Source organism: Oleiphilus sp. HI0061 (genome assembly GCF_001635675.1).
This window is the reverse complement of sequence record NZ_LWFE01001407.1, coordinates 1-4,085: the sequence shown is the minus strand read 5'-3', so window position 1 is coordinate 4,085 and position 4,085 is coordinate 1. Positions and strand designations below refer to the sequence as shown.

4 protein-coding genes are annotated in these 4,085 nt (G+C 45.9%); all 4 read right to left on the bottom strand.

Features of this window, described 5'->3' with window-relative positions:
- A partial coding sequence (locus tag A3735_RS22245) for a sodium:proton antiporter (protein ID WP_068638665.1) occupies nucleotides 1–1,750 on the bottom strand: 1,750 nt, incomplete at its 3' end.
- Nucleotides 1,751–1,857: 107 nt separating this feature from the next.
- Nucleotides 1,858–2,643 carry a tRNA cyclic N6-threonylcarbamoyladenosine(37) synthase TcdA gene (gene tcdA, locus A3735_RS22240; protein WP_068512811.1) on the bottom strand — a complete coding sequence of 262 codons (786 nt, stop codon included), beginning with the start codon at nucleotides 2,641–2,643 and terminating at the stop codon, nucleotides 1,858–1,860.
- A 33-nt stretch (nucleotides 2,644–2,676) separates the two neighbouring features.
- On the bottom strand, nucleotides 2,677–2,985 hold the full coding sequence (locus A3735_RS22235; protein ID WP_068510133.1) for a PA4642 family protein: 309 nt from the start codon (nucleotides 2,983–2,985) through the stop codon (nucleotides 2,677–2,679).
- 81 nt (nucleotides 2,986–3,066) lie between these two features.
- Nucleotides 3,067–3,909: an OmpA family protein gene (locus tag A3735_RS22230; protein WP_068512812.1), complete on the bottom strand. Its 843-nt coding sequence runs from the start codon at nucleotides 3,907–3,909 to the stop codon at nucleotides 3,067–3,069.
- Nucleotides 3,910–4,085 lie beyond the last annotated feature (176 nt).

The following is a 4,085-nucleotide window of genomic DNA, read 5'->3' as shown; positions in this document are numbered from 1 at the left end:
TTGCATCTGTTCTGCCTAAAGGCACAACCTGCTTATCTGGACGAATCGCAAACAATAGCGTCAGCCGATTACCATGGAGCTGTAAATAGTCCTCATAGGTAAACTCTTCAGAGAGCTGCGTCGTTCTAATTGTCGCGCCTTTACTTACCAAGCTCGCTAACTTTGCAAAGGTCGCTCCCTCGTCAAACTGATTTCGTGTTCGCACATATTTTTCAGACGATTGATGACTAGCGCGCACATCCTGATCACCTTCAGGCAAACCAAGAACACTCCCAACACCCATTAAGTCCAGATAATGATAGGTCGATAAAGTATTCAACTGTTTATAGGGCGAGATAGCCAACATATGACCAACCCCGGTTAAATCCAGGTTATTTTCAGCATGCTCTGAAACGGGGTTACCATAATAGACTGGCAGATTGTCCATTCGCGCTGCCCTGACATTTTCCCAACTGGTATCTGTCAGAATAACGGTGACACCTTTGCCGATCATAGCCTTTGCCAAATTTCTCGCCACGGCGTTCGCACCAATAAATAGAAAGCCATTATCATCCGGCTCTTTAACCTTTAACAAGCCCGCCAAAGGGCTTGAGGTAATACTTTGGATAATGACAGTAACAACGATAACCAAAAACACCATCGGAACTAAGGCACCCGCATCGGCATGCCCTGCTTGCTCCAGTTTAAAAGCAAATAACGCTGACACCGCCGCAGCGACAATGCCTCTTGGCGCAACCCAGCCTAAAAAGGTTTTCTCCTGCCAGCTCAAGTCTGTTTTGACCGCGGCTAACCAAACCGAAAGAGGCCTGGCCACCAGCATTAGTATGAGAATTACCCACAGAGCATTCCAGCCCAAAGCAGTAGCCATACTCAGATCCATTCTTGCCGCAAGCAATATAAATAGTGCCGAGATCAGAAGAACACTGAGCGACTCTTTGAATTCGAGAATATCTTCAACCGGCACACCTTTCATGTTCGCCAGCCAGATCCCCATAATGGTCACTGTCAAAAGACCCGACTCGTGAACCAAAAAGTTAGAAAATGCGAAGATACCCAACATAAACGTCAGTGTTCCGGCATTTTGCAAGAACTGGGGTAACCAATGACTTCTTAATGCTCTCCCCAAGTAATAACCTGAAGAGCAGCCTAAGACGACCCCCAACACCAAGGTCGAACCAAAAGTCTGCAAGACATGCTCAAAGGCCAGGCTTTTGCTCATACCGCTGGATACAATAAATTCAAATACCAAAACAGCCAGTAGCGCTCCTATCGGATCGACTACGATTCCTTCCCACTTAAGAATATTGGTAATTCGGGCATTGGGTCGAACCGATCGTAATAACGGCATGATCACCGTAGGCCCACTAACCACCACAATTGCACCAAATAAGGTTGCGACCGGCCAAGACAGGTCAACTAGATAACGGCTGGCAATGGTTCCGATAGACCAAGTAACAACTACACCAGACATTAGAAGGTTGCGAACCATCTTGCCGTGTTCACGTAGCTCCTGAAATTTAAGAGTAAGGCTACCCTCAAACAGAATCACGGCAACGGCCAGCGATACAATCGGGAATAGCATTTCACCAAACAAGGCATCCGGCTCCAGAATACCTAAACCAGGCCCGATAAGAATTCCTGCAAGTAAGAGAAATAAAATTGCCGGCAAACGTAAACGCCAGGCAATCCATTGACAAATAAGGGAAATAACACCAATACTCGCCAGTAAAATAAGCTGCAGCTCAACCATAGAAACGGATTCTTTTCTTTGAAATCGGCCCACCCGCAACATACATCTATGGGGAAGCACTTTAACTCGTTACAACACCCTTTTAAGGGACGTCTTACAATTAAAGATCATTCTGCCAGGATTGCGAGTTTCTTTAGAATTTGAGATACCGCCATAAAGGCGAATGTTGCCGTTATGTGAGTTGCCGCACCAAAGCCCGAGGCACAATCCAGTTTTACCGGACCGCCTTCGGCTGGCTTTTCGTGACATACTGCGCCATCACTGTGTGCGTAAACTAATTGCTCAGTCGAATATACACAGTCAATCCGATATTTGCGTTTGGGGTTTCGGGAAAAGCCATGCATGCGACGAAGATTATTGCGTATCTTGGCAAGCAATGGGTCCTGGATAGTACGATTTAAGTCAGCAATTTGAATCTGACTCGGATCAACTTGGCCACCGGCGCCTCCCGAGCAGATCAACTTAATCTTATGTCGCGAACAATGAGCAATAATGGCAGTCTTTGCTTTGACACTATCGGTCGCATCAAAGACATAGTCAAAGCCTTTGTGCAGCAAAGTTTCTACATTTGCAGGCGTAATAAAGGTGTGGTTTGCATGTACTTTGATCTGCGGATTAATCTGCTGCATTCGAGCAGCCATAGCCTCCACCTTCATCGCCCCAACCGTGTCTTGCAATGCATGGATTTGCCTGTTGATATTCGAAACGCAAATATCATCCAGATCAAATAGGGTAACTTCACCAATACCCGATCGAGCTAAGGCTTCGGCGGCCCAGGAACCGACACCGCCAATACCAATCACGGCAATATGACTATGCTGAAAACGCTCTAGCGTTGGCAAACCATACAGGCGAGCAATACCGCCAAAGCGAAAGGCAATATCGTCATTCATAGAGCCATCAGCCTTATATCAGGAATCAGAAGCTTATAGCTCGCTAGACTTCAGCGCAGCATTTGATTTCAATACATCACTGTATGCTTGAGACTTAGCATGCTCCGACACGCGATCAAATATTGTCTCACCGCTTAGAGATAAAGCATTAATATTCCTGCCAGATTCAGCAAACATTGCAATAAAACGCTGAAAGAAATCAGGAGTCATATGTTGGTAGGCTTGAATTAGTACGTGATAATCCGGATCGCTACCATCCAAAGGCTTTAAAGATAAAAACCCCTGAATTCGCTCATCACTCCACTGCTCATCTTCGACTTTCGGTTGACTTGGTCCACTCACGCTACGACACCTTCTAAATATTTGTTACAGACTAAAAGGCCGCCATTATAGCGAGCTAGTGCCTTCCAAGAAAGATACATTTTAGAAGTCCCAGTCAGACTCCTCACAAACCGGGTCAAACACGCTTATTTCGACCCGTCGATTCTTGGCCCGGTTCTCTGCGGTGTCATTAGGTGCCAAAGGATTTGTTTCTGCTCTGCCCGCTGCACTAACGCGGTTAGCATCTACTTTATTATTAAAAATAAGTTGATGGACGACACTCACAGCCCGTGCTGCAGACAAATCCCAATTTGAACGATAGCGCGCCGAGTTAACCGGCAAATTATCGGTATAACCCGAGACCGTTATTTCACCCTCGCAAGTAGCAAGTACTTCTTCTATTTTTTCAAGAATCGGGAACATTGCATCTTTTAGCTCTTCACTCCCTGATGGAAAAGTAGTCGCCTCAGAGAAACGCACAACCACTTTGTTGGAGTCATAACTTACAGATAAAGCATTAGAAAGGATTTCAGATTCCAGACTATCAACCAAACTCTCTGTGAGCTTATCGATACTCGGGTCTATTTGTGCCGCCTCGCTCTCTTTCTCTTCAGGCTCTTCCAACATCTCTATATCGGAGTCGCCAAAGTCTTCGAACTCTTTCTCCAATTCAGACTGCTCGTCTGTCGTCGCGGGTGGTGGGGGAATAGCGGGCGCTTCAGCAAAAATAATTGCGCCTCCCGCCTTATTTTCACCGGTCAAAGCCTCGATGCCAAATGATGAAGCCATAGCTATCGCCATCACTTCATATTTCTGAAGATCCATCTTGGAAAAGCTGAGTAGCAGAATAAAAAAAGTCAGCAGCAAAGACATTAAGTCCGCAAAGGTGACAATCCAGCCGGACGAACCACTTGCCTTAGGTTTTGGCCTAGGAATCGCCCTCATCGTACTTACTCTTCTGCCTTAACAATTTCACGCTGGGCAGGCGGTAAATAGCTAACCAGGACTTCGGTAATAACGCGAGGGTTCTGACCTTTCAGAATATTTTGAACACTGGTAATAACCAATGACATATTACGATGCTCATCCATTGCTTTTAGGTTTAATTTATCAGCCAAGGG